The sequence below is a fragment of the Aureimonas sp. OT7 genome (assembly GCF_014844055.1).
GTDB classification, from domain to species: domain Bacteria; phylum Pseudomonadota; class Alphaproteobacteria; order Rhizobiales; family Rhizobiaceae; genus Aureimonas; species Aureimonas altamirensis_A.
The window spans coordinates 1,458,534-1,484,513 of sequence record NZ_CP062167.1; the positions used below are offsets into that span (position 1 = coordinate 1,458,534).

At 64.7% G+C, this 25,980-nt stretch carries 24 protein-coding genes; 18 read left to right on the top strand and 6 right to left on the bottom strand.

The window, feature by feature from the left end; genetic code table 11:
- Positions 1–126: 126 nt before the first annotated feature.
- From IGS74_RS07015 to IGS74_RS07050, 9 genes are all read left to right on the top strand, one after another.
- Positions 127–1,143 carry a sulfate ABC transporter substrate-binding protein gene (locus tag IGS74_RS07015; protein ID WP_192390391.1) on the top strand — a complete coding sequence of 339 codons (1,017 nt, stop codon included), beginning with the start codon at positions 127–129 and terminating at the stop codon, positions 1,141–1,143.
- Positions 1,144–1,300: 157 nt separating this feature from the next.
- Positions 1,301–2,176 (top strand): sulfate ABC transporter permease subunit CysT, encoded by an 876-nt coding sequence (cysT, locus tag IGS74_RS07020; protein WP_192390392.1) that lies wholly within the window; start codon positions 1,301–1,303, stop codon positions 2,174–2,176.
- The gene (gene cysW / locus IGS74_RS07025; RefSeq protein ID WP_039188815.1) at positions 2,166–3,032 is read left to right on the top strand and encodes a sulfate ABC transporter permease subunit CysW; all 867 of its coding nucleotides are present in this window, start codon (positions 2,166–2,168) and stop codon (positions 3,030–3,032) included. The genes cysT and cysW overlap by 11 nt, the downstream gene beginning before the upstream one ends.
- Before the next feature lie 12 nt (positions 3,033–3,044).
- A complete protein-coding gene (locus tag IGS74_RS07030) occupies positions 3,045–4,076 on the top strand; it encodes a sulfate ABC transporter ATP-binding protein (RefSeq protein ID WP_192390393.1) in 1,032 nt (343 codons plus the stop codon).
- Between the two features lie 128 nt (positions 4,077–4,204).
- Positions 4,205–5,554, top strand: coding sequence for an ABC transporter transmembrane domain-containing protein (locus IGS74_RS20410; protein ID WP_281413055.1), 1,350 nt, complete (start codon positions 4,205–4,207; stop codon positions 5,552–5,554).
- Complete coding sequence (locus IGS74_RS20415) at positions 5,500–6,345, top strand: ATP-binding cassette domain-containing protein (RefSeq protein ID WP_281413056.1); 846 nt, start codon at positions 5,500–5,502, stop codon at positions 6,343–6,345. Before IGS74_RS20410 ends, IGS74_RS20415 begins: the two co-directional genes overlap by 55 nt.
- 4 nt (positions 6,346–6,349) lie before the next feature.
- Positions 6,350–7,756 carry an HlyD family type I secretion periplasmic adaptor subunit gene (locus IGS74_RS07040; protein WP_192390394.1) on the top strand — a complete coding sequence of 469 codons (1,407 nt, stop codon included), beginning with the start codon at positions 6,350–6,352 and terminating at the stop codon, positions 7,754–7,756.
- A 251-nt stretch (positions 7,757–8,007) separates the two neighbouring features.
- Positions 8,008–8,589 (top strand): toxin-activating lysine-acyltransferase, encoded by a 582-nt coding sequence (locus tag IGS74_RS07045; protein WP_192390395.1) that lies wholly within the window; start codon positions 8,008–8,010, stop codon positions 8,587–8,589.
- A gap of 102 nt (positions 8,590–8,691) precedes the next feature.
- A complete protein-coding gene (locus IGS74_RS07050; RefSeq protein ID WP_192390396.1) occupies positions 8,692–12,963 on the top strand; it encodes a hypothetical protein in 4,272 nt (1,423 codons plus the stop codon).
- Positions 12,964–13,002: 39 nt separating this feature from the next.
- Here the strand turns inward: IGS74_RS07050 and IGS74_RS07055 are convergent, their stop codons facing one another.
- On the bottom strand, positions 13,003–13,347 hold the full coding sequence (locus IGS74_RS07055) for a RidA family protein (protein ID WP_060603674.1): 345 nt from the start codon (positions 13,345–13,347) through the stop codon (positions 13,003–13,005).
- 3 nt (positions 13,348–13,350) lie between these two features.
- Positions 13,351–13,989, bottom strand: coding sequence for an alpha/beta hydrolase (locus IGS74_RS07060; protein ID WP_192390397.1), 639 nt, complete (start codon positions 13,987–13,989; stop codon positions 13,351–13,353).
- A 210-nt stretch (positions 13,990–14,199) separates the two neighbouring features.
- On the opposite strand from IGS74_RS07060, the gene glgX reads away from it, so the two are divergent.
- From glgX to IGS74_RS07095, 7 genes are all read left to right on the top strand, one after another.
- Positions 14,200–16,464 carry a glycogen debranching protein GlgX gene (gene glgX / locus IGS74_RS07065; RefSeq protein WP_246723125.1) on the top strand — a complete coding sequence of 755 codons (2,265 nt, stop codon included), beginning with the start codon at positions 14,200–14,202 and terminating at the stop codon, positions 16,462–16,464.
- A 112-nt stretch (positions 16,465–16,576) separates the two neighbouring features.
- Positions 16,577–16,738 (top strand): hypothetical protein, encoded by a 162-nt coding sequence (locus IGS74_RS07070; RefSeq protein ID WP_192390399.1) that lies wholly within the window; start codon positions 16,577–16,579, stop codon positions 16,736–16,738.
- A gap of 143 nt (positions 16,739–16,881) precedes the next feature.
- Positions 16,882–17,181 carry an alkylphosphonate utilization protein gene (locus IGS74_RS07075; protein WP_039190735.1) on the top strand — a complete coding sequence of 100 codons (300 nt, stop codon included), beginning with the start codon at positions 16,882–16,884 and terminating at the stop codon, positions 17,179–17,181.
- Positions 17,182–17,184: 3 nt separating this feature from the next.
- On the top strand, positions 17,185–17,805 hold the full coding sequence (locus IGS74_RS07080) for a LysE family translocator (RefSeq protein WP_192390400.1): 621 nt from the start codon (positions 17,185–17,187) through the stop codon (positions 17,803–17,805).
- A 40-nt stretch (positions 17,806–17,845) separates the two neighbouring features.
- Positions 17,846–18,265 (top strand): hypothetical protein, encoded by a 420-nt coding sequence (locus IGS74_RS07085; RefSeq protein ID WP_192390401.1) that lies wholly within the window; start codon positions 17,846–17,848, stop codon positions 18,263–18,265.
- 62 nt (positions 18,266–18,327) lie between these two features.
- Positions 18,328–18,813 carry a copper chaperone PCu(A)C gene (locus IGS74_RS07090; RefSeq protein WP_039188824.1) on the top strand — a complete coding sequence of 162 codons (486 nt, stop codon included), beginning with the start codon at positions 18,328–18,330 and terminating at the stop codon, positions 18,811–18,813.
- 24 nt (positions 18,814–18,837) lie between these two features.
- Complete coding sequence (locus IGS74_RS07095; protein ID WP_192390402.1) at positions 18,838–20,235, top strand: PepSY domain-containing protein; 1,398 nt, start codon at positions 18,838–18,840, stop codon at positions 20,233–20,235.
- Here IGS74_RS07095 and glsA read toward each other — a convergent pair.
- Positions 20,189–21,166, bottom strand: a complete 978-nt coding sequence (gene glsA, locus IGS74_RS07100) for a glutaminase A (protein WP_246723041.1) — start codon at positions 21,164–21,166, stop codon at positions 20,189–20,191. The genes IGS74_RS07095 and glsA overlap by 47 nt on opposite strands.
- Positions 21,167–21,262: 96 nt before the next feature.
- On the opposite strand from glsA, the gene IGS74_RS07105 reads away from it, so the two are divergent.
- Entirely contained in the window at positions 21,263–21,838 is a 576-nt protein-coding gene (locus tag IGS74_RS07105; protein WP_192390404.1) for a TIGR00730 family Rossman fold protein, read from the top strand.
- A gap of 44 nt (positions 21,839–21,882) precedes the next feature.
- The gene (locus IGS74_RS07110) at positions 21,883–22,872 is read left to right on the top strand and encodes an aldo/keto reductase (protein ID WP_192390405.1); all 990 of its coding nucleotides are present in this window, start codon (positions 21,883–21,885) and stop codon (positions 22,870–22,872) included.
- Positions 22,873–22,894: 22 nt separating this feature from the next.
- On the opposite strand, the gene IGS74_RS07115 is transcribed toward IGS74_RS07110, so the two are convergent.
- From IGS74_RS07115 to IGS74_RS07125, 3 genes are read right to left on the bottom strand one after another with little or no spacing between them, the layout of a single operon-like run.
- Positions 22,895–24,412, bottom strand: a complete 1,518-nt coding sequence (locus IGS74_RS07115) for a tripartite tricarboxylate transporter permease (protein WP_039188828.1) — start codon at positions 24,410–24,412, stop codon at positions 22,895–22,897.
- Positions 24,413–24,432: 20 nt separating this feature from the next.
- A complete protein-coding gene (locus IGS74_RS07120; RefSeq protein WP_039188830.1) occupies positions 24,433–24,921 on the bottom strand; it encodes a tripartite tricarboxylate transporter TctB family protein in 489 nt (162 codons plus the stop codon).
- Positions 24,922–25,872 carry a tripartite tricarboxylate transporter substrate binding protein gene (locus IGS74_RS07125; RefSeq protein WP_192390406.1) on the bottom strand — a complete coding sequence of 317 codons (951 nt, stop codon included), beginning with the start codon at positions 25,870–25,872 and terminating at the stop codon, positions 24,922–24,924.
- Positions 25,873–25,980: the final 108 nt, after the last annotated feature.

A 25,980-nucleotide genomic window follows, 5' to 3' on the forward strand; every position in this document is an offset into this window, starting at 1 on the left:
AGGGCGTTCCATGCGCTCGCCTTCACCCGACGCGAATATTGCATTCTACTTGTGCAACATTGACAGGCGGGCAGAAGCGCGGGAGCTTGAACTATAAGATTGGTAGACGTTTCCACGGGAGATTTCATGATCCGCCTTCTGCCCCGACTGCTCGCTCTCGGACTTGTCCTGTCGGTCGCCGCCCCGGCCATAGCGCAGACGGTCCTTTTGAACGTCTCCTATGATCCGACGCGCGAGCTGTATCGCGACTTCAACGATGCGTTCCTCAAGCACTGGACCGGGGAAGGGAATGCACCGGTTGCGATCCGGCAATCGCATGGCGGGTCCGGGGCGCAGGCGCGCACGGTGATCGATGGGCTCGACGCGGACGTGGTCACGCTGGCGCTGGAAGCCGATATCGACGCGATTGCGGCTGCCACTCAGAAGATTCCAGCCGATTGGCGCGGGCGGTTGCCGCACAACTCGGCTCCCTATACCTCGACGATCGTCTTCCTGGTCCGCAAGGGCAACCCGAAGGGCATCGCCGACTGGGGCGACCTCCTGAAGGAGGGCGTGCAGGTCATCACCCCCAACCCGAAGACGTCGGGTGGCGCGCGCTGGAACTACCTCGCGGCCTGGGCCTATGCCAACAAGGCGTTCGGCAACGATCCGGAGAAGACGAAGCAGTTCGTCGGCGACCTTTACCGCCATGTGCCGGTGCTGGACACCGGGGCGCGGGGCTCCACCACGACATTCGTGCAGCGCGGCATCGGCGACGTGTTGCTGGCCTGGGAAAACGAAGCCTTCCTGGCCATCGAGGAACTGGGGCCCGACCAGTTCGACATCGTGGTCCCGTCCATCTCCATCCTGGCAGAGCCGCCGGTGACGCTGGTGGACGGCAATGTCGATGCCAAGGGAACGCGTGAGGTTGCGACCGCCTATCTCGAATACCTCTATTCGGCCGAAGGGCAGACCATCGCGGCCCGGCACTTCTACCGGCCGGCAGAACCGGACAAGGTGACGGAAAAGGGCGAGCTGGAACGCTTCCCCGACGTGGAGCTGGTGTCCATCGACGACGCGCAGTTCGGCGGATGGGCCAAGGCGCAGCCCGAACATTTCGGCGATGGCGGCATCTTCGACCAGATCTACCGGCCCGGCAACTGAACGGCTTCACGGCTGATGCATGCTCCCGGGGTGGTGCTTTCGCACCGCCCCCTTTTCCATCGCCAGAACTTGGGCCACACTTTTGACAGCACTCAATTCGCAATCCGGCCACCCCAAGCATCAGGCGGCCGGTGACCGCACCGGAACAAGGTCGTTCATGGCAGGGCGTTTCACCGTCAAGCAACCGAGCGTCATACCCGGCTTCGGAATCTCCATGGGGCTCACGCTCGCCTATCTGGGCCTGATCGTCATCGTTCCGTTGGCCGCGCTGGTGTTCCGCAGCGCCAGTATCGGCTGGTCGGAGTTCTGGGCGCTGGCGCTCGATGCGCGCGTCATCGGCGCCATGCGCCTGTCGTTCGGCGCGTCGCTGGCCGCTGCCTGCATCAACGCCGTCTTCGGCCTGCTCGTCGCCTGGGTGCTGGTGCGCTATCGCTTTCCGGGTCGTCGCTTCGTGGATGCGATCATCGACCTACCCTTCGCCCTGCCGACGGCGGTCGCGGGCATCGCACTGACGTCCCTCTATGCTCCGAACGGATGGGTCGGCCAGTTCTTCGCGCCCGGCTCGGTCATCGGCTCGCTGTTCGGCGAGGGGGGATTGCGGATCGCCTACACGCCAATCGGCATCGTGGTGGCGCTGACCTTTGTTTCGCTGCCCTTCGTCGTGCGTACCGTGCAGCCTGTCCTGGAAGAGTTCGACGCCGAGCTGGAGCAGGCCGCCGCCACGCTGGGGGCCGGCCGCTGGCAGATCGTGCGCCGCGTCATCCTGCCGTCGATCCTGCCGGCGCTGCTGACCGGATTCGCGCTGGCGCTCGCCCGGTCCGTCGGGGAATACGGCTCCGTCATCTTCATCGCGGGCAACATCCCCTACGTATCGGAAATCGCTCCGCTTCTGATCGTCATCCGGCTGGAAGAGTTCAATTATGGCGGCGCAACCGTCGTGGCGGCGCTGATGCTGATGGTGTCCTTCGCCATGCTGCTGCTTATCAATCTCATTCAGGCCTGGAGCCGCCGGAGGTACGGTCATGCCGTCTGAGCTCGTCCATCAGCGGGGTGTCACCACCGAAAGCCGGCCCATCAAGTGGCTTCTGGTCGGCATTGCGCTCGCCTTTCTGGGCTTCTTCCTGTTCCTGCCGCTGGTCGCCGTCTTCGTGGAGGCGCTGCGCAACGGCCTTGCCATGTACTGGTCGGCGATAACGGAACCGGATGCGGTGGCGGCGATGAAGCTGACCTTGACGGTGGCCGCCATCGCCGTGCCGCTCAACCTCGTGTTCGGCGTTGCCGCGGCCTGGGCGATCGCCAAGTTCGAGTTTCGCGGCAAGAGCCTGCTCATCACCTTCATCGACCTGCCGTTCTCGGTGTCGCCGGTGATCGCCGGTTTCGTCTTCATCCTGTTGTTCGGCGCGCAAGGCTATTTCCTGCCGGTGACGCAGTCGCTCGGCCTGCAGATCGTCTTCGCCCTGCCGGGCATCGTGCTGGCCACCATCTTCGTGACGCTGCCCTTCGTGGCACGGGAGTTGATCCCGCTGATGCAGGAGCAGGGAACGGGAGACGAGGAGGCGGCGATCTCGCTTGGCGCCGGCGGCTGGAAGACGTTCCTGCTGGTCACCCTGCCCAATGTGCGCTGGGCGCTCCTGTACGGCGTTTTGTTGTGCAACGCGCGCGCCATGGGCGAATTCGGCGCCGTTTCCGTCATCTCCGGGCGCATCCGTGGCTACACCAACACGATGCCGCTGCATGTCGAGATCCTGTACAACGAATATGCCTTTTCGGCCGCCTTCGCCGTGGCAACGCTGCTGGCGCTGCTGGCGCTCGTCACGCTCGGCGTGAAGACAATCCTGGAATGGCGCTATGCGGGCGATCTCGCCGCCGCCTCACGCAACGGTCACTGAGGATCGCGCAACATGGACATCCATCTGAAGAACATCACGAAGGAATTCGACGGCTTTCGCGCGCTGCGCGACGTGTCGCTGGATATCCGTTCCGGAGAGCTGATTGCGCTGCTCGGCCCCTCGGGAAGCGGCAAGACGACGCTTCTGCGCTTGATCGCCGGTCTTGAAATGCCGTCGTCCGGCAGGGTCTTCTTCGGCGACGAGGACGCCTCGCACAAGAGCGTCCAGGAGCGCAATGTCGGCTTCGTCTTCCAGCATTACGCCCTGTTCCGCCATATGACGGTCGCCGACAATATCGGCTTCGGACTGCGCGTGCGGAAGGGTCCGTCACGGCCCTCCGCCGCCGATATCCGCTGCCGTGCGCTGGAGCTCCTGGACCTCGTCCAGCTTTCGGGCCTGGAGAATCGGTATCCGCAGCAGCTATCCGGCGGCCAGCGCCAGCGCGTGGCGCTGGCCCGGGCACTGGCGATCGAGCCGCGCATGCTGCTTCTGGACGAGCCCTTCGGGGCCCTGGATGCCCGCGTGCGCAAGGATCTGCGGCGCTGGCTGCGCGAGTTGCACGACAAGATCGGCCATACCACCGTGTTCGTCACGCACGACCAGGAAGAGGCCGTGGAACTTGCGGACCGCGTGGTGGTGATGAGCCAGGGGCACATCGAGCAGGTCGGGTCGGGCGATGACATATACGACCGGCCGGCAACGCCGTTCGTCTACTCCTTCATCGGCCAGTCCAACATGCTGCCGGTCGAGGTCGAGAACGGCGTCATCTCGTGGCAGGGGCGCAGCCTGGGGCAGACGCCGCAGGAAAACGGCCGATGGCAGATGTTCATGCGGCCGCACGATCTGCAGGTGGTGGACGAAGAGACGGCCTTGTCCGGCCGCGTCGCCATATCGCGCCGCGCAGGGCGCTCGCGCTTTGCCGAGTTCGATATTGAGACAACCGGCCAACGCATCGAAGTCGAGCTTTCGCCCGAGCTGGAGGCCCGTCCGGGAGACGTCATCCATGTACAGCCGAAGCGCTGGATGCTGTATCCGGCCACCTGAACCGGACGCCGAAAGCAATTGGCGTTTGCGGAAATAAATACTTGGCGAAACCGAGGGTTCATTGCGCAGAGCCTGAAAGCCGATACCGTAACTAGATAGTTTTAAGTCTAGTTCGGGCTTTTACCCTCATGTCCCCCGACGTCGCCATTTCGTCCAATGGTGCGCTGGAATGCCTCGTCATTCTTGCCGCGCTTCATAGTATTCCGGTTTCGGCCGAAAACCTGGCGCATCGCTTTCGCGCCGCCGACGGCGCTTTCGGTGAAACGGAATTGCTGCTGGCGGCGCGCGCAGCCGGCCTGCGGGCGCGGGGCACGACGTCGACGCCGGATCGGCTGGCGCAGCTTCCCCTGCCGGCGATCGCCATCGACACGGACGGCCGGTTCTTCGTCCTGGCCCGTGTAGATGCGGCTCGCGGCCGCGTCCTGATCCAGGATCCGGCCATCGGCCACCCGGCCTGGGTGCCGGTCGACGCGCTTTCTGCACGCTGGTCCGGCCGCGTCGTGCTGGCGCAGGCGATGCTGGGCCGTGGCGGCGAGATGACCAAGTTCGACTTCACCTGGTTCATCCCCGCCATGGTCAAGTATCGGCGGCTTCTGGGAGAGGTGTTCGCCGCTTCCTTTTCAATGCAGATCGTTGCGCTGCTGACGCCGATCTTCTTCCAGGTCGTCATGGACAAGGTGATCATCCATGGCAGCCTCACCACGCTGGATACGCTGGCGATCGGGCTCCTGTGCATCGGCATCTTCGAGACGTTCCTCAGCTTCATCCGCGGTTACGTCTTCACCCATACGACGTCGCGCATCGACGTCGAGCTCAGCGCCCGGCTCTTCCGGCACCTGATCGCGCTGCCCATGGCCTATTTCCAGAGCCGGCGCGTGGGAGATTCCGTGGCCCGCGTCCGCGAACTGGAGAACATCCGCGCCTTCCTGACGGGCAATGTCATCACCGTCATGCTGGATTGCATGTTCTCTGTCGTATTCGTGGCCGTGATGCTGTTCTACAGCAAGGTCCTGACCCTGATCGTCGTCCTGTCGCTTCCTGTCTACGCGCTGATCTCCCTCGTCGTGACGCCGCCGCTCAGAAGCCGGCTGGACGAAACCTTCCGGCGCGGCGCCGAGAACCAGTCCTTCCTGGTCGAATCGGTGACGGGCATCGAAACGGTCAAGGCGATGGCGGTGGAGCCGCATGTCGCCAGGCGCTGGGAAGAGCAGACGGCCGGATACGTCCACGCCAACTTCCGCACGCAGCAGCTATCCATTGCGGCCAACGAATCCGTCGGGCTCGTCGGCAAGGTGGTCAACGTCCTGACCCTGTGGTTCGGCGCCCGTTACGTGATTTCCGGCGATCTGTCGGTCGGGCAGCTGATCGCCTTCAACATGCTTGCGGGGCGCGTCGCGCAGCCGATCCTGCGGCTTGCGCAATTGTGGATCAACTTCCAGCAGACGGGCATCTCCATGCAGCGGCTGGCGACGTTCTGAACGCGCCGGCCGAGACGGCCGGCGTATCGCGGTCGGTCATGCCGCGCCTGCGCGGGGACATCGTCTTCGAGCGGGTGTCGTTTCGCTACCGCCTCGACGGGCCCGAAGTGCTGCGCGACATCAACCTGTCGATCCGGGCGGGGCAGGTGGTGGGCATCGTCGGGCGATCCGGCTCGGGTAAAAGCACGACCGCCCATCTGATTCAGCGCATGCATGTTCCCGAACGCGGGCGCATCCTGGTGGATGGCCACGACATCGCCCTGGCGGAAGCGGCTTCGCTCCGACGGCAGATCGGCGTCGTCCAGCAGGAAAACCTTCTGTTTCACCGCTCGCTGCGCGACAACATCGCCCTGACCGAGCCCGGCGCGCCGATGGAACGGGTGATCGCGGCGGCGCGCGCGGCGGGCGCTCACGATTTCATCCTGGAACTGCCCGAAGGCTACGACACCATCGTCGGCGAGCGCGGCGCTTCCCTGTCCGGGGGGCAGAGGCAGCGGGTGGCCATCGCCAGGGCGCTCATCGGCGATCCGCGCATTCTCATCTTCGACGAGGCGACGAGCGCCCTCGACTATGAATCCGAGCATATCATCCGTCAGAACATGGCGGCGATCTGCCGGGGGCGTACCGTCGTCATCATTGCGCATCGTCTGTCGGCGGTGCGCCACGCCGACGCGATCATCGTGATGGATCGAGGCGAGGTTCGCGAGACGGGAAGCCACGAGGAACTCGTGGCGCGGCCCGGCGGCATATACGCTCACCTGCATGCGCTGCAGGCAGCCGGAAGGGAGTGAAGCGATGATCCTTCATGCGTTGCGCTCCCTTTTATCGCGGTACCGCGAGGCTTTCGCCGAGGCATGGGCGGCGCGTCGCGGCCTGGAGGCGGAGCGCCGCACCGCAGAGGAGCTCGAGTTCCTGCCGGCGGCGTTGTCGTTGCGCGATACGCCGGTCCATCCCTTGCCGAGGAGGCTTTTGTGGGGCCTCCTGATCATGCTCGTGCTGGCGCTCGGCTGGTCCACCATCGGCCGCATCGACGTGGTCGCCGTCGGTCGCGGCAAGGTCGTTCCGGGAAGCGGCAGCAAGACCATCCAGGCCGCCGAACTGGCGGTCGTGAAGACGATCCACGTGACGGACGGACAGGCGGTGAGCAAAGGCGACCCGCTGATCGATTTCGACAGCAGCCTCACGGAGGCCGACGTGGCGCGGATCTCCGGCGATATCGAGGCCCGGCGCATCGACGAGGCCATCGCCGCCGCCATGCTGGACTGCATGCAGCGCAACGTGCGGCCCGAGCCGCTGGACTCGACGCTGGCGGACCTCCCGGCCGAAACCATAGAGGCGGCCAATGTCCGCCTGATGGGCAGCTACCGGTCTATGCGCAGCGAGATCGACGAGAAGAACAGCGAGATGAGTCAGCTCGATACGCAGCTTGCCGCCGCGAAGGCATCGGTGCGGGCGCTCGAGAAGATGGTGCCGCTGTCGCGGGAAATCTCGGCAAACCTGCGTTCCCTGTCGTCCAGGGAGTTCGTGGCGCGCAGCCAGTATCTCGACAAGGAGCAGTTTCGCCTCTCTCAGGAACGGGACCTGGTCGCCCAGCAGTTCGATGCGCGCAAGGCTTCCGCTTCGCGGGAGTTGTTGTTGCGGCAGAAGGGCACTGTCCTTGCCCGATGGCGCCTGTCGACGCTGGATACGCTGCATCGCGCCAGGGAGGAGCGGCGCTCTCTCGAAAAGGACCTCGAAAAGGCGGTGCGGCGCGATCAGATGATGCATCTGGCAGCGCCGGTGGACGGCACCGTCCAGCAGGTCGTCGTCAAGACGGAAGGCGGCGTCGTGCAGGAGGCGCAGACACTGATGATCGTGGTTCCGAAATCGGATCCGATCGAGGTGGAGGCCATGCTTCTTAACAAGGATGTCGGCTTTGTCCGCCCCGGAATGGAGGTCGAGATCAAGGTCGATGCGTTCGAGTTCACGCGATATGGCCTGGTAAAGGGAACGATCCGCACCCTGTCGACGGACTCCATCGATACGGAAAACAGCGGGCCCGTCTATGCCATGCGCATCGTCGTCGATGAAACGCCGCCCGCGATCACCCTGTCGCCGGGCATGAGCGTTGCGGCCGAGGTCAAGATCGGCAGCCGGCGCATTATCGAATACTTTCTGTCTCCGTTGAACGTCTATCTCCACGATAGCTTGAGGGAGCGTTGAGGGGAATATCCGATAAAATTAAACTACAGATTGCGGAACTAGATTATTTTCAATCTAAGAAAGCATTGAAATGAAGAGTAAGCAGTAATAGCGTGCCTGTATTGGTTGAAGTTTTTATTTTTCAAAGAGTGTAAAAATGTCGTTTCTTCAATTATGGACGGCGTTCTGCCGTATTGCATCGCCGCATTTTTCCGGCACACCGCTGCCGTTACCCTGCGGGCACTTCGCCCCCAAATTCGGGAGGGGCGACCATGAGCCCGTCCGCCGGTGAGAGTCAGTGCAGGGTCCGTGCTCCGGGTAAGGATATCTCAGAAGCGGAAGCCGCTTCGATATTCGGATACGTCACGTGGCTCTGGCTGCGTTGTCCACTTCACTGCAGATGGCCGGTCTGGCTCCTGAACGAGCACGTGCTGCCCGGGATCAGGGCCGGTTCCTTTGCCTTGTTCGAGGACGATCGAAGGCCCCTCGGCTTCCTGTCCTGGGCGAGCCTGAGCCCGGAGGCCGAGCGCCGCTACCTGAAGAACCCGAACTCCCTGTCGCAAGAGGACTGGAGTTCCGGGGACAGGGTCTGGATCGTCGACTGCGTCGCACCATTCGGTCATTTCCCGACGATGTACCGGTACATCCGGAGCCATTTCAGGCAGACGCATGTCGTGGTGCGCGCGCTTCGCCTTCATGCCGGGGAGGAGACGGCGAAGGTGGTGGAATACTTCAATCCGGATGCTCCTGAAGTTCTTCGCAGCAGTAACAGAAAGGATTTCCTGCAGAACTACGAGGCCGCCTTTGGTCCTCGGGAACACCTCGTTGAATCAGGAATGCTTCGTTTCTCATAAAAAAATTTTAAATATGGGAGTAGGGCTATGCCAGCAAAAGCAAGCGTACAGGCGTCGACTGTCCAGAAGACCGCTTACGAGGTCTTGGAAAAACAACTTTGCTTGCACTCGGATCTACAGCGGATCGCTGCCGGCAAGAGTTACCTTGCGCGCGTATCGTCGGCCATCGACGGGCTTGCCCAGGAACTGGGGCTTGGCAGTGGCGACGGTTCGACGCAATCGCAGACGCAAATGCCGGGCGTGGGCGATCTCCTCGAGGAGGCGGCCGGGGAAGCTGCGCGGATGGCGGCCCTGGAGAAGCTCTGGCAGACCCAGCAATTCGAAACCACCGGGAAGTTCGGCGACTTCAAGGCGTTCTGGAGCAGCCTGACACCCGAACAGCGGGCCTATCCGGACGACTACCTGGATAGCTGGAACCTCACGGTCTGGCAGACCGGGCGTATGCTGCGCCTTGCCGGCATCGCCGATCAGGCGCTCGACTACGTAGTTCTCCGAGAGGCGCTCAACAGCGGCTCCGATGCTGCGATCGCGCGGCTTTCGAATTCGTCCAAGTATTTCAGCTACACGTCCACCGCCACGGGCACAGTCATCACTCCGATCGCCGTTAAGCCGACGGCGTTCGAATCCAGGCAGGCACTCGTCCTGCAGGCCTCTACCGTTCCCGTGGCCCTGCTGGGCGCGCTCGCGACCACGTTCAGTCTCGACCCGAACGACCCTGAGAAGGGCGGCCAGAACATTGCGACCCTGATCGTCATGTGGACGCAGCTCGCCGCGGAACTGGGGTTCGCAGTGTCGATGGGGATGAACGCGTCAGCCGCCAACAGCTCCGCCAGCGGCGCCCAGGCGAGCGAGAGTACCGGCATTACGGCTGCCGGATGGGTCGGCCTTGCCGGACATGCGACCCTTGCCGCCCTCTACATCGCGGCCATCGTGGCCCGTGCGCTGGACAACACCGAGAAGACGGGTCTCGCAAAAGACATCAACGCCCTAAAATACGCAGCCAGCGCCATAAACCTGTCGCGCCCGGCTTTCGGCGCGGCGGGCATCATCGATCCGGTGTTGGGGGCCACCCCGCTGTTCAAGGGGTCGGCGACCTTCCTGGCAGGCGCCGCACAGGTGCTCAATACCACCGCGTCGATCATGACCCTGGTGAACATGAAGTTCAATGACGCGGACAACCGGCTGATCGCCGCCGCGAGCGTGGATATCGCGTTCCAGACGGGCATGACGGTCGCCATCATGGCCATGGCGGCGTCCGGCGTCGGCGTGCTGCCGGCCGCGTTGCTGGCGACCGCGAACTTTTCGTCGTTCGCGGTTGCCGACATGTACTACGACATGGCCGATGCGGCGGATGCGCGGTACAAGAAGACGGGCTGGCTTGGCGATCGGGCGATAACGACCTACTACAGGCAGCGGGGAACGGAGGCGGTCTTCAACGGCCTGCCGGTCATAAACATCGTCACCGGCCTGATGACGATGGCCGGGCAGGGCCTGACGGACATGTCCTTCATGCAGGGCGAGATCCTGGCCTCCTACCGCACCAAGCTGGACACCGACCCGGCCTATCGCAACAACCCGCGCTATGCTTACAGCAATGCCGACGAAAAGAACGTGGCCGCCGTGCTGGCGTTCTGGGATGACGGTTTTGAAAGCCGCTTTTCCGAATCCGAGCGCCAGGCCTACCGGGCGCAGGCCGCCCAGTTGAAGGACGAGGCCAAGGTCGACCGGGTGACCGTCTACGTTACGCGGCAGCTCGATGCCGACGCGGAGATGATGGGATGGGAGATTGGCGGCGACGTCCGCAACGGCATGCGGAGCGGGCGGAGCTACCAGTTCTCGAAAGGCGACAACGCCGGTGACGGCTGGGATCCGTTTGCCGTCGGCACCAAGGATTACAATGTCGGCAAGGCCGACGACACCGTAGATGTGACGCAATACGTAACCTTCGCCACGCCCTTTACCGGCGTCGAGCAGGAAGTGCGCGAGAATGTCGGCAGCGGCAAGAAAAGCTCCAACCGCCCGATTTTGCCAACGCAATTGAAGTTCAGCGACGGAGCGGCCAGCACGACCTTCGACGCAAGGATGCTGACGCCGGCCGTGGCGCAAATTTCCCGCACCAAGAGCGAATTCGTCGGCAACAAGCTCGTTATGTCGACCTATTCGATCGACAACGTCGACGACGTCGTCGGGGAGGAAGGCGGCATCGTGCTGTCCATGGGCGCCGGCAGCGACCGCGTGATCGCGGCGGCGCGGGCGATGAGCGTGGACGGTGGCCAGGATACCGGCGCCGCCGCAAGCAAGAAGACCGGTTATGTCGAGCAGGACATCGTCGACTACTCGGGCTACTACAAGTCGAACGGCCGCATCAGCGTCACGCCCGGCAAGAAAGGCGGCCTGGAAGTCGTCAAGAAGGGCGTCGTCGAGATCGGCTACCGGTATGTCAAGGAAGAGGCGCAGGGCAAGAACAAGCCCATAAAGTATACGGCCGTCACCGAGCTGCGGACCTATGACCTGAAGGGGAACACCGACATCCTGAAAAACGTCGAAGGGGTTGTCGGAACGGCGAATGCCGACGAGTTCCACGGCGGCATCGGCAGCATCTTCGTGGGCCTCGGAGGGGCGGACCGGTTCGCCTGGATCTTCAACGATACGGTGATGGCCGGGGATGGCAATGACACGGTCGCCGGGGGGCAGGCCGGAAGCCTCAGCGCCGCCATCCTCGCCAAGGGCAGCTACGTCGACGGCGGCGACGGCAACGACCGCATCGACATGCGGTCCGGCAACGACTCGATCATAGGCGGCCTCGGCCTCGACACGATCTTCGGGGGTCTCGGCGACGACATCATCATCGGCGACCTTGCCGACGAAAAGCTCATCCCGGCCGGCTATGTCGCCTCCCAGTACGCCGATAGCCTCTCCGGCGAGGCGGGTGCCGACACCATCATGGGCGGGGTGGGCGCAGATACGATTTCCGGCGGCGACGGAGGCGACCTTCTTCTCGGCGGCCTCGACGACGATCTGATCTATGGCGATGCCGGCGACGATCGCATTTCCGGCGATGCCGGCAACGACCGCCTCTATGGCGGTGACGGAGCCGATACGGTCTGGGGTGCCGACGGAAACGACCTGATCGACCTGGGCGCGGGCGCCGATTGTGCGTATGCGGGCACTGGAAACGACACCGTCCTGGGCGGCGCTGGCCCCGGCAAGCTTTACGGCGAAGAGGGCAACGACTCCCTTATCGGCGGCTCCGACAACGATGTCATCAATGGCGGCGATGGCGACGATGTCATCTATGGCGGCGGCGGAAACGATACGCTGATCGGAAGTTCCGGCAACGATGCTCTCTACGGCGAAGACGGCGATGACTGCCTCTTCGACGATACTGGAAAGTCGCTTCTCTACGGTGGCGCCGGAGATGACGTGATCGTTCTGGGGAGCGGCTCCCTGGCGTCGAGCACCGTCGCCCGCGGCAGCGTGGTGGATGGTGGCGCCGGCGGAGACATCGTCAGCGCCCGGCTGGCCTCTACCGTCGGTGCGAACCAGATGCTGCTGGGCGTGGTCGCCTCCCTAAGCGCAGGCACGGATATGTTCGGCAACGCATTCACCACGTCCAGCATGCGGTTCGCTTCGGGCGCCGCGCGAAGCGCCGTCGACGCGGCGCGGGGCGTCAGCCTGATCGGCATCGAGAATCTCGAGGGCTCGGCGGGCGATGACGCGCTGACGGGTGACGGCGGCTCCAACGTGCTCATCGGCCGCGAGGGCAGCGACTCGATCGCCGGGCTGGGCGGTGACGACATCCTCTATGGTGGCCGAGGAATGGACGTGGTGTTCGGCGGCGAAGGCCACGACATCCTGTTCGGCGACGGCGGCAACGATGTGCTGGTCGGCGGCGCGGGCGGCGACACCTTCGTATTCGAAGGCGCGTTCGGCAACGACAATCTGGACATCGGCGCAGGCGGCAGGCAGTCCGACCAGAACGGCGACATCCTGTTGTTCATGGATGTCGATTATCGCGATCTTCTGCTGCGGCCGATGACCGGCAACGCACTTGAGATCAAGCGCGTCATGACGCTGTCCGATACGGCCTACGGCTCGGAGTTCTTTACCGGCAGCCGCGACGATTCGGTGCTGGTCTCGTCCTTTGGAAACGAGGTCGACGGTTACGCCGACATCTCGCTCGTTGCACGGGCTGGTAGCGGGTGGGCGGTGCTGACGGGTGCTGCGCTGCAGGTGCTGATCGGCGAGATGAACACCTTCCTCGGGGCGGAAGGTAATCTGGCCCTCGACTGGAACAACAGCATCGACCCAGCGTGGCGGCAAAATGTGCGGCCGACCCAGGAAGCCCTCTGGTCGATCCAGTCGGCAGCGTAAGGTGGGGGCAGCGCCCGGGCGCTGCCCCCAAAAAAGCCTTCAGGCGGCGGCCGTCACGATGATCTCGACCTTGTATTCCGGCGCGGCAAGACGGGCTTCGCCCGTGGCGCGGGCCGGCGGGTTGGCCGGGTCCACCCATGCGTCCCAGACTGCGTTCATCGCGGCGAAGTCGCCCATGTCGGCCAACCAGATCTGCACGTAGAGCAGCTTGGACTTATCGGTCCCGGCCTCGGCCAGAAGCCGATCGATCTCCGCCAGGATGGTCCGTGTCTGGGCGCTCACATCCTCACCTGGCTCGCCGACCTGGCCGGCAAGGTACACGGTGCCGCCATGTACGACGCCCATGCTCATGCGCTTGCCGGGCTCGATCCTGCGAATGCTCATCTTTCAGACTCCTTGTGCCTGTCGGCGCGCGGGAAACTGGGCGCCGTACGGGACCGTCTGATACGGGAATGGGCGGCCGATGGGAATGGCTTCGCGCCCCGGATCGCCCGCGCGTCCGGCCAGGGAAGCCGCCAGCACGTGGGCTTCGGGCCAGTGTCCATGGCCGCTGTCGATATTGATGTGCCCTGCCTTGCCCGCGTCGACCAGCGCCGCGCCCCATCCGGCCGCGAAGGATCGCGAGGCCGCGAAGCTCATATAAGGATCGTCGCGCGAGGCGACGAGGATCGAGGGGAAGGGCAGGCGGGCCGTCGGCATCTCGGCAAAGCTGGAGAACGCCGCATCGGCGCGCGCCATGCGCGCGCCATCGGCCGGCGCCACCATCAGCGCGCCCACGACATGCGCCGCGGCGGGCCGGTCAGCCAGATGCGCGACCAGCAGTGCGCCAAGGCTGTGCCCCACCAGTACGTTACGTGGGTGCTCCATGAGGGCCGCTTCCAGCCGATGCAGCCAGTCGGACAAGACCGGACGGTCCCAATCGTCCTGCTCCACCAGCAGCGCGCCGGCCTCACGGCGCACGAAATGGTCTTGCCAGTGGCCCGGGCCGGAACCACGGTAGCCAGGTATGACGAGCGTTCTGACCATGCGATCCATCTCCGGTCATCCTTTTCCTGGATTGGAAAGTAGAGACCGGTCAGGCGGAACGGAAAGCCAAATATACTAAATCGATGGATGAACGCGAAAGCGTTGCCCTCTCTTCGCGGATGCGGGAACAAATCCGCGCCTCATCGCTTACTGGCCCGTCCTCCTCGAACAGAAGCGAGCGTGTCCGTGAACGTTCAAACCCCGCCCAAGATTGCATTACAGCAGAAGCCGGCCAAGCCCGCCGTCAACCGCACCCGGATACAATCCGGGCGACCCTATCCCCTGGGGGCCACATGGGATGGCCTCGGCGTCAACTTCGCCATCTTCTCGTCTGCTGCCACCAAAGTGGAACTTTGCATCTTCGATCCGCAGGGTGAACGGGAGATAGAGCGCATCGAGCTTCCGGAATATACGAACGAGATCTTCCACGGCTATCTGCCGGACGCACGTCCGGGCTGGGTCTACGGCTTCCGCGTCCACGGACCCTACGAGCCCGATGTCGGCCACCGCTTCAACCCGAACAAGCTGTTGCTGGACCCGTACGCGAAGGCGCATGTCGGCGACCTCGTATGGGACCACGCGATCTTCGGCTATACGATCGGGTCCGACGATGCGGACCTGTCGTATGACGAACGGGACAGTGCGTCCTTCGTGCCCAAGGCCCAGGTCGTGGATCCGGCCTTCACATGGGGTGACGAGCGGCGACCGCGCATTCCGTGGGAATCCACGATTTTCTACGAAGCCCATGTGAAGGGCTTCACGCAGCGGCACCCATCCGTCAGCGACCACGACCGCGGCAAGTTCGCCGCGCTGATGAATGCCGACGTCATTCGGTACATTCGGAGCCTTGGCGTCACCTCGGTCGAATTGATGCCGATCCATGCCTTCGTCGACGACAGCTATCTGGTCGAAAAGGGTCTGCGCAATTACTGGGGCTACAACACGCTCGGCTTCTTCGCGCCGGCGCCGCGCTATCTGACGAGCCCATTCATCAACGAGTTCAAGGAATTCGTCTCGACCTTCCACCATGCCGGCCTCGAGGTGATCCTCGACGTCGTCTACAATCATACGGCCGAAGGCAACGAGCTTGGACCGACGCTTTCCTTCAAGGGTATCGACAACGCCAGCTACTACCGGCTCATGCCGGACGAGAAGCGCTACTACATCAACGACACGGGCACCGGGAACACGGTGAACACGAGCCATCCACGCGTCATGCAGATGGTGATGGACAGTCTGCGCTACTGGGCCGGGGAAATGCGGGTGGATGGGTTCCGCTTCGACCTTGCCACCATCCTCGCGCGCGAGCCGACCGGGTTTTCCGAGGAGTCCTCCTTCCTGCATGCCTGCATGCAGGATCCGCTTCTCAGCCAGGTCAAGTTGATCGCCGAGCCTTGGGATTGCGGCCCCGGCGGTTACCAGGTGGGACGCTTTCCTCCAGGCTGGGCCGAGTGGAACGACGGCTACCGCGATACGATCCGCGCCTACTGGAAGGGCGACGAAGGCATGGTGCCGAAGGTGGCGAACAAGATCAGCGCCTCCGCCGACCTGTTCGATAATCGGGGGCGCAAGCCGTGGGCATCGGTGAACTTCATAACGGCGCACGACGGTTTCACGCTACACGACCTCGTCTGCTATAACGACAAGCACAATGACGCGAATGGCGAAGACAATCGTGACGGTCATTCGCACAATCTCTCGTACAATTACGGGCATGAGGGGCCCAGCGACGACAAAGAGTTGACGAGCCTGCGCTTCCGCCAGTTGCGCAACCTCTTCGCAACGCTTCTGTTCTCTCGCGGAACGCCGATGATCCTTGCCGGCGACGAGTTCGCCCGCACGCAGGGCGGCAACAACAACGCCTATGCGCAGGACAATGAGATCGGCTGGATCGACTGGGACGTGACGGACGAGGGACGCGATCTCGCACAGTTCGTCCAGAAGCTCATCCGCGTGCGCCAGGCCTTGCCGATGCTGCGCCGGGGCCGGTTCCTGCATGGCGAGTATGACGAGGAACTGGGCGTCAAGGACGTCACCTGGCTGACGCCGGCCGGCGTGGAATTCGAGGACGCAAACTGGGCCGACGACAGCACGCGCTGCTTCGGTGTTCTCGTCGACGGCCGCGCGCAATCGGAAGGCATCCGGCGCATCGGCACCGATGCCACCATGCTCATCGTCATGAACTCCTATGAGGATGTCGTGAACTTCAAACTGCCGGAAGCGGCGGGCGGGGTGTGCTGGCACGCGGTCATCGACACCAACCAACCGGAGATGGACGACCTTCCGGCCTTCGAGTTCGGGTCGGAGTACATGGTCACGGGCCGCTCCTTCATGGTGTTCCTGCTCGAGCCGGAGGAGGGCGGGGAGGTGACCCGGGATTGGGAGAAATCCTTCACCTATGTCTCCGAAGCCTTCATCCGCGCCGCGGCCGAACGGGTAAGCTTCGCGCTGGTGGACAAGCGACAGCAACAATAGACGGTAAATTCGGCAGCCATGCAGACCATGCATGGCTGCCTCGTGTTCATGCCTCTTCTTGTTGCACCCCGCAGGGTCCATATTCCTCATCAAGAGACGAAGGAGATGGATCATGAACGGACGTAGCTTCACCAACCGCTTGCGCAGCCTGACTGATTTCGTTGGTGGCGTCGCTGCTTGCGCCGCTGCAGCCGAAGCCGGTCGTCGCCCCAGCCGCGCTGCGCTCAAGGCTGCCGGTATCGATGCCGACCAGTATTACGGCATCAGCCGCTAAGCCCATACGGCATAGCTTGGATGCATTCGAGAGGCCGCGCCCGGCAACGGGCGGCGGCCTTTTTTGCGCCTGTAACGCAGGGTCGATTGTTCGCGGCCTGACGCCGACGTAAGGTTCGCCGATTCTTCGACAGGATGGCCGGCATGAGCAGCGACGACGACTATATCTACGACGAGGAAACCGGCGAGTGGCTCCCGGCTTCCGACATCGCCGCACGCGCAGCCGATGCCGCGACGGTGCGCGATTCAGCCGGCAACGTGTTGGCCGATGGGGACCAGGTCGTTCTGATCAAGGATCTGGAAGTGAAGGGCGCGGGCCAGACGTTGAAGCGCGGTACGCTGATCCGCTCCATCCGGCTGACGGGTGACGCACAAGAGATCGACTGCAAGTTCGACGGCATCAAGGGCCTCGTCCTGCGCGCCGAATTCGTCCGCAAAAGGTAGGCGATGCTCAGCGTCACGCAGCTTCTGCCCTTCTGCATCGCGCTCGCCATAGCCGCCGCTGTCCCCGGCCCCGGTGTCGTCGCGCTTATCGCGCGTGCCCTCGGGTCCGGCTTCGGCCACGGCCTGGCCTTCGCCGGCGGCCTGATCCTCGGCGATCTCACCTATCTGGCGGCGGCCTGCTTCGGCCTCGCGATGATCGCGGAGGCCTTCGGCGAGTTCTTCGTGGTGGTGCGGATCGCGGCCTCGCTCTATCTCGCATGGCTCGCCTTCAAGCTCTGGCGCAGCGCCGCACGGCCGCAGACCGTCGAGGGCGCGGCCGGCGGCAGCCTGCGTGGAAGCCTTGCGGCCGGCTACCTCATCACGCTCAGCAATCCCAAGACGATCGTCTTCTACCTTGCCTTGCTTCCGACGCTCATGGACCTGTCGCATGTATCGCTGCCCAGCTTCCTCATGCTCGCCTGTGCCACCGTTCTGGTGCTGACGCTCGTCATGACGCCCTATGCAGCCTTGGCCGCCCGGGCGCGCGGCTTCATGGCCCGGCCCGGGCGGCTCGAGCGGCTGAACCGCAGCGCCGCCGCCATTCTGGCCGCGACGGCCCTGTGGACGCTCGTGCGTCGCGTCTGAACGCGTGACTTTGCGGCCGTGATGCGGCATTAGTCGTGCCATGAGGTGGGTTCGGCAACTTATCGGGGATCGGCTGTCCGGCGGCATGCTTGCCGCCCTGACGGGCTATCTGCTGGTCTTGCAGGTGCTGATGACGGGCTTTGCCTGCGGCAGCACCGTCCCGCTGCAGGTCGACGGGGGCGTCCGGTTCGTCATCTGCCACCCGTCCGACGTCGTCGGAGCATCCGCCGACGAACGGGCGACGCAGGACGACCAGGGGCATCCCTGCCCATGCGCCGTCTGTCACCTGGCCGACCCGACGCTTCTGGCGGCACTTCCACAGGGAAGCGATCTCGGACCTGCGTTCGCGCGTGCCGATACGGCCGTGCCGTCGCCCCACCGCGTCGCGGACCCGCTGCCCACGCCGCATTTGCTAGGTCTGGCACGCGATACGCGCGGACCACCCCAAGTCTCCGCCTGACCGTCGGCCGTCCGCGAACGTGCGGCGCGGCCTCATCGATTTCGGTTTCGGAGAGACATCCCATGTTTAGACACGCCTTCGCCGCGCTGACGCTCGCGGCTTCGATCCTGGCGCTCGCCCCTGCATCGGCCCACGACTATACCGCCGGTTCCCTGCATATCGACCATCCCTGGTCGCGCGCCACCCCGCCGACCGCCAATGTCGGCGCGGGCTACATGACCATCCAGAACAAGGGTTCGGAGGCCGACCGTCTGGTCGGCGCTTCCACGCCCGCCGCGCAGACCGTCGAAATCCATTTCATGGAGATGGCCAACGGCGTGATGAAGATGCGCGCCGTACCCGAAGGGCTGGAAATTCCGGCGGGCGGAGAGGCGGCCCTGGCGCCGGGCGGCTACCACCTCATGCTGATCGGCCTGGAAAAGCCGTTCGCCGAAGGCGAAAAGGTGCCGCTGGAGCTTCAGTTCGAGAAGGCCGGGACGGTGTCGGTGGACCTGGCGGTCGGCCCCATCGGGGGCGGCAGCGGCCCATCGGGCCATGGCGGCCACTGACGCCTGAACGCAGGATAAGCACTCATGTCGACTTCATCCCGTTCAGGGGTGGGCGGGGCCGTGCGCGGCCGTCCGTCCGCCGACCTGTACCGCGCCGTGTGGCGCTGGCATTTCTTTGCCGGACTGTTCGTCCTGCCGTTCCTGATCACCCTGTCGATCACGGGCGCGCTGTACCTGTTCCGGAACGAGCTGGATGCCCTGATCCATTCGGATCTGAAGCGCATCGAAATCCAGGAGGGCGCCTCTGCGGCGGCGCCCTCCGCCATGATCTGGTCGGCGCTTTCGGTGCAACCCGGCACGGCTGTCAAGTTTACCCAGCCGGCCGCCGCCGACGCCTCGGCGGAAGTGACGATCGTGACGCCGCTCGGAGACCGTGTCGCGGTCTATGTGAATCCGTATGACGGAACGGTGCTCGGTTCGCTCGCCGACCGGGGGACCGTCATGTGGACGGTGCGCTATCTGCACAGCCTGCGCTATTTCGGGCCGGTGGCGCGCGGCGTCATCGAGATCGCCGGTGGATTGTCGATCCTTCTCGTGCTGACGGGAATCTACCTATGGTGGCCGCGCGGCCGGGCGGGAGGGGTCGTGACCGTGCGCGGAGCGCCATCAAAGCGTGTCTTCTGGCGCGATATGCATGCCGTTCTGGGCGTCGTTCTCGGCGGCTTCATCGCGTTCCTGGCCATCACCGGCATGCCCTGGTCCGGCGTATGGGGCGCGCAGGTGAATGCGTGGGCCAACGGCACGAACTTCGGCTATCCGTCCGGTGTTCGCGTCGATGTACCCATGTCGCAGGTGAAACTGTCCGAAGAGGGGACGACGAGCTGGTCTCTCGAGCAGGCCCAGGCGCCACTGTCTGCGCCACCCGCCACCGCGTCACCGGTGCCGATCGGCATCGACGATGCGGTCGCCGAATTCGACAGGCTCGGGCTGCATGCCGGCTATGCCGTCAACATTCCGTCGGGCCCGACCGGCGTCTATACCAGTTCGGTCTATCCGGACGATCTTTCGCAACAGCGCGTCGTGCACCTGGACCAATATAGCGGCGCGCCACTGCTGGACATGTCCTATGCGGATTACGGGCCGCTGGGGCGCTGGCTGGAGTTCGGCATCAATGTCCACATGGGGCAGCAGTTCGGCCTTTTGAACCAGTTGCTGCTTCTGGCGGTCTGTATCGGCAATGTGGTTCTTGCGGTATCGGCCGGCATCATGTGGTGGAAGCGCCGGCCGGCGGGCTCCATGGGGGTCCCTCCGCTACCGGCGGAGCGGAATGCCTTTGCCGGCATCCTCGTCATCCTGGCCATCGGCGGCATCGTTTTCCCGCTGGCCGGGGCAGCACTCCTGACCATTCTGGCGATGGATATCTTCGTCGTGCGTCTTACACGCGCGATGCACCGAAGACGGACCAGTCCGTCAGCGACGTAAGGGTTTCGAGCCCGAGCGTCCCCAGCCAGCTATTGCCCATCGGGTCCAGCGCGGGGGAGTACACCGCGATCGAGGCCCGGTGTGGCGCGATGGCGAGGATGCCGCCGCCGACGCCGGATTTGGCCGGCAGGCCGACGCGATAGGCGAAGTCGCCCGAGCCGTCATACTGGCCGCACAGCATCATGATGGACAGGATGCGCCGAGCCCGCCGCGCGGCGGCGCGGGTGCGCTCGTCCTCGGCATGCGGGTCGTCCTGCATCAGAAAGCGGCCGGCGCGCGCCAGCCCGCGGCAGTTCATGGAGATGGCGCACTGGCGCACATAGGCATCCATGACCCTTTCCACCGGGTGGGTCAGATTGCCGAAATGGCTGGCCATGAACATCAGGGACCGGTTCAGGTCGCCGCCCGTCCGGTCGCTTTCCGCCACGGCCTCGTCAATCTCGACCGTCTCGTCGCCGACCAGGCGTCGCACGAAGCTGTCCACGTGCCGGTTGGGGCCCGCGCGGCCCGGCAGGCCCACCAGCATGTCGCAAACCACCAGAGCGCCCGCATTGATGAACGGGTTGCGCGGAATGCCCTTGTCGCGCTCCAGATCGATGATGGAGTTGAAGGGATCGCCGGACGGTTCGCGGCCCAGCCGCTTCCAGACATCGCCGTTCAGGGCCTCCAGCGCGACTTCGAGGGCAAAGACCTTGGAGATCGACTGGATGGGAAAGGAAACGCCCGCATTGCCGGCGGCGATGGTTTCGCCCTCGCGTGTGAAGACGGCAATGCCAAAGGCTTCGAAATCGCCCTTGCGCGGCTTCGGCTTTCCCTTCGCCTGCGCTGCCGCGATGGCGTCCTCGTAGACCGACGGCGTGGCCTTGCGTACGCGATCGACCACCTCGTCCACGATGGATCGAAGCTTCGTTTCGTTACCTGCGATGTCCAAGAGGGTCTTTCCTTTCATGCACGGCAATGCTGGAAAGGGTCATAGGGCGCCGAGGCGCGCCTTCCATGTCAGACGTCGCGATCCGAAAGTCAGCCCATGCCGCATATCGCATCCATCGCCGTGTTCTGTGGCTCCAATTTCGGCGCCGACGACGCCTATGCGCAAGGGGCGCGACAACTGGGGCGCAGCCTTGCGGCCAATGGCATCCGCCTTGTCTACGGCGGCACGACCAAGGGTCTGATGGGGCAGGTGGCCGATGCGGCGCTGGCGGATGGAGGCCGCGTCCATGGCGTCATCACCCGGCGGCTGCACGAAAAGGGACACAGCCATTCGGGGTTGAGCGAGGCCGAGATCATGCCCACCCTGCGGGCCCGCAAGGAGCGGATGGCGGAACTGGCGGATGCCTTCATCGCCCTGCCGGGCGGTATCGGCACCCTGGAGGAGTTCATGGAAGTGTGGACGATGAACCAGCTGGCCGAGATCGACAAGCCGGCCGGCCTTCTGGACACGAAGGCGTTCTTTGCGCGGTTCCTGAGCTTCATCGACCACATGGTGACGGAACGGTTTCTGCCAGCCGCACACCGCCATTCGATTGCCGTGGATGCCGATGCCGACGCACTGGTGCGCAAGCTGAAGGAGTTTCAGCAGGTCGACGTGCCAAAGTGGATGTGAGGCGCTATGTGATCACTGGCGGATCAATCGACAGGAGGCTGCCCATGAAGACGCGTCGACTGGGTACCCGGGGGCCCGAGGTTTCGGCTCTCGGCTATGGGTGCATGGGGCTGGATTCGGGCTATTCCGGAACGATCGGCCGGCAGGACGGCGTGACGTTGATCCGCCAGGCGGTCGATAGAGGCGTGACCTTCTTCGATACCGCCGAGGTGTACGGCCCCTTCACCAACGAGGAACTGGTCGGCGAGGCGCTGCGCCCCGTCCGCGACAAGGTGGTGATCGCCACCAAGTTCGGCTTCGGCATCGGCGATGGCAAGCGCGGCGGCTTCGACAGCCGGCCGGAGCATATAAGGGAGGTCGCGGATGCATCGCTGAAGCGGCTCGGCACTGACCGGATCGACCTGTTCTATCAGCACCGGGTGGATCCGGATGTGCCCATAGAGGACGTCGCCGGTGCGGTGTCGGAGCTGATCGCAGCCGGCAAGGTCAAGCATTTCGGCCTGTCCGAACCCGGCGCGCACACGGTTCGCCGCGCCCATGCCGTGCAGCCGGTGACCGCCATCCAGAACGAATATTCGCTGTGGACGCGGGGTGTCGAAAGCAACGGGATTCTGGAGGTCTGCGAAGAGCTCGGCATCGGACTGGTGCCGTTCAGCCCGCTCGGACGTGGCTTCCTGACGGGGGCATTGACGCCGGAAACGACCTTTGGCGAGGGCGATCTGCGCAACTCGCTTCCGCGCTTTTCGCCCGAGGCGATGCAACGCAACCAGGCGATGGTGGACCTCTTGCGGCGCATGGCCGCCGACAGGAATGCGACGGCCGCCCAGATCGCACTGGCGTGGCTGCTGGCGAAGAAGCCGTGGATCGTGCCCATCCCCGGTACGACGAAGCTGCACCGCCTCGAGGAAAATCTCGGTGCAGCGGATGTCGCCCTGACGCAGGACGATCTGGCCGACATCGAGAGGGCGGCCGCCGCGATCGAGATCACGGGCGAGCGCTACCCCGACCATCTCCTGCAGGCAACCGGCCGCTGACGCGGCCGGCCCCGTCATCGTGTCAATCTTCGTCGGATGCCATTTGCGACAGAACGGCACCACGGCCCCGTGCGCGCATGATCATCGGCACCACCAGGGCCAGCACGGCAAGGCCGAGCAGGATGATCGCCAGCGGCGAGTGGATCAGCACCGTCGGGTCGCCCTGGCTGATCGCCAGCGCGCGGCGCAGTTGCTGCTCGGCCATCGGGCCCAGGATGAGGCCGACGACGACGGGCGCGATCGGATAGCCGAAGCGGCGCAGCATGTAGCCCCCCAGGCCGAACAGCAGCAGCATACCGAGCTCGGTGGACGAGTTGTTGGCGCCGATGCAGCCGAGCGTCGCGAAGACGAGGATGCCGGCATACAGCCACGGCCGCGGGATGGTCAGAAGCTTCACCCAGAGGCCGACGAGCGGCAGGTTCAGCACCACCAGCATCAGGTTGGCGATGAGCAGGCTGGCGATGAGGCCCCAGACCAGTTGCGGCGACGTCATGAACAGGAGCGGGCCGGGTTGCAGGCCGAACTGCTGGAAGGCCGCCAGCATGATCGCCGCCGTCGCCGATGTCGGCAGGCCAAGCGTTAGCAGCGGCACCAAAGTACCGGCGGCGGAGGCATTGTTGGCGGCCTCCGGCCCTGCGACGCCTTCGATGGCGCCATGCCCGAACTCTTCCTTGTGCCTGGAAAGGCTCTTTTCCGTCGTGTAGGACAGGAAGGTGCCGATCTCGGCGCCGCCCGCCGGCATGGCGCCGATGGGAAAGCCGATGGCCGTGCCACGCAACCACGGCTTCCAGGACCGTTTCCAGTCTTCGCGGTTCATCCAGACGGAACCCTTGACCGCCACGACCTGCCCGTCGTCCCGCGAGGAGCCGCCCGCCACCACCAGCGCTTCGCCGATGGCAAACAGCGCGACCGCCAGCGTCGTGACTTCGATGCCGTCGAGAAGCTCCGGCACGCCGAAGGCAAGCCGCGCCTGCCCGGTCTGCAGGTCGATGCCGACCAAGCCGAGCGTCAGGCCGAGCACCAGGGCGGTCAGCCCGCGCAGGGCCGAGTCGCCGAAGGCGGCGGAGACGGTAACGAAGGCCAGGATCATCAGCGCGAAATATTCGGCCGGTCCGAAGGACAGGGCGAAGCGCACGATGTAGGGGGCGATGAACGCCAGGCCAAGCGTGGCGATGAGGCCGGCGACGAACGATCCGATGGCCGCGGTGGCGAGCGCCGGTCCGCCGCGCCCCTTGCGGGCCATCTTGTTGCCTTCGAGCGCGGTGATGATCGAGGCGCTTTCTCCCGGCGTATTGAGCAGGATCGAGGTGGTCGAGCCCCCATACATGCCGCCGTAATAGATGCCGGCGAACATGATGAGCGAGCCTGTGGCGTCGAGCTGATAGGTCACCGGCAGGAGGAGGGCGACGGTCAGCGCCGGGCCGATGCCCGGCAGCACGCCCACGGCGGTACCGAGGGTGACGCCGATCAGCGCGTACAGAAGGTAGATCGGTTGGGCGGCGGTAAGGAGGCCCTGACCGAGAAGCGCGAGCGTGTCCATGATTTACGAGCCCGACATGGTCAGATGAAAAGGGATTCGAGTGGCCCTGCCGGAAGGCGAAGCCGCAGCAGGCCGAAGAAGACGCCCCAGACGGCCAGCGACAGCAGGATGCCAATGGGAATGGTTTTCCACAATTGGCGCTTGCCGAAGGCGCGCGCCGTCGCCGCAAAGAGAAGGCCGGTTGCGATGGAAAAGCCGGCCGGATGCAGCAGAAGCGCCTGGGTGGCGAGCCCGCCGACGATCCAGGCGATAGGCCCGATCCTGTCTTCCTCGCGCTCGGGGAACTCGCCGCGCCATGCCTCGACGAAGGTCCATCCCGACAGGACGATCAGGGCCGCTGCGATGGCGTAGGGAAAGGCCGTCGGGCCGATCTGTGCATAAGAGCCGCCGGTGAGGCGGCTGGCGTCGTAACCGACGAGAAGGCCCAGAAGGCCGAGCGCCGCGCCGATGGCGAGCGCCGCCCGGTCGGGGCGGCGCTGCCCGGCAACATCGTGCCGTAGATCGGTCATCTACTTGACCAGACCGATCTTGGTGAGGATCTCGCGGGTGTTCTCGGTGTCCGCCGCAAGTTGCTGCTTGAAGGCGTCGCCGGCCAGGAACGTGTCCTGCCAGTTGTTACGCTCCAGCGTCTCCTTCCATTCCGGGCTCTGCACCATTTTCTCGATGTCGGCGGTGATTGCTGCGGCCTGCTCCGGCGTGATGCCTGGCGCAGCCGATACCATGCGCCAGTTTTCCAGCACAACGTCGTAGCCGGCCTCCTTCAGCGTCGGCGCGTCGACGCCCTCGATCCGGTTTTCCGTCGATACCGCCAGGAGACGCAGCGTGCCGGCCGCGATCTGCGATTCGAATTCGCCGTAACCGGAAATGCCGGCGGCAACCTGCGCGCCCAGGATGGCCGCCAGCGCCTCGCCGCCACCCGAGAAGGCGATGTAGTTGATCTTGGTCGGATCGACGCCGGCCGCTTCGGCGAAGAGCCCGGCCGCGATATGGTCGGTACCGCCGGCGGAGCCGCCCGCGATGGCGACGGCACCCGGGTTCTCCTTCATGGCGGCGGCCAGGTCATCGATCGTCTGGAAGGGAGAGGACGCCGGCACCACGATGGCTTCCGCCTCGCCGGTCAGGCGGGCGATTGGGGTGACCTGATCGAGCGTGACGGGCGAATTGTTGGTCAGGATGGCGCCCACCATGACATAGCCGCCGACGATCAGCGCACTCGGGTCGCCTTCCTTGCCGCGGACGAACTGCGCCAGGCCGATCGTCCCGCCGGCACCCGGCACGTTGACCACCTGCACGTCGCTGGCGATGCCGCTGTCCTGCAGAACGGTCTGCATGGCGCGGGCGGTCTGGTCCCATCCGCCGCCGGGCGAGGCGGGCGCCATGATTTCGTAGGATGCACCCTGTGCCAGCGCGCTCGTGGAAAGGCCGGCCACCAGGATGGCGGCGGCGAAGAACTGCTTCATGATTTCCTCCCGGATGCGCCCTCGAAGGCGCATGAAACACGTGAACCACGCATGCGGCGCTCCCCGCGCCAGACATGGAACGCTTCAAGGTTAGGCGCGCCGACCTGT